Raw genomic sequence first — 223 nt, 5'->3', positions numbered from 1 at the left:
TGTGACGAAGAATAAAGATCGCAAACAGACCAGAAAACCCTTAAACGAGAGCGAACCTCTTGATGCATCCACACGGGAAGCATTGGAAAACCGCATCAAAGAATTAGAAGCGGAGAATGAAAAACTCACCATTCAAAAGATGTTCTGGGAACAGTTAAGGAGTTTGGAAAGGGAAGAAGCAATGAACAAAAGGCGAGGATCGTCGCCAAACTCCGAGAACAAT

General features: G+C 43.5%; 1 protein-coding gene. It reads left to right on the top strand.

Translation table 11 applies throughout. The annotated features are described in order from the left end of the window. A partial coding sequence (locus PEPTYR26121_RS08970) for a hypothetical protein (protein ID WP_180501083.1) occupies positions 1–223 on the top strand: 223 nt, incomplete at both ends.

The organism is Aedoeadaptatus nemausensis, assembly GCF_903819165.1.
Classification (GTDB): domain Bacteria; phylum Bacillota; class Clostridia; order Tissierellales; family Peptoniphilaceae; genus Aedoeadaptatus; species Aedoeadaptatus nemausensis.
Note: the sequence above shows the minus strand (reverse complement) of the source record. Positions and strands in the feature narration are given on the sequence as shown.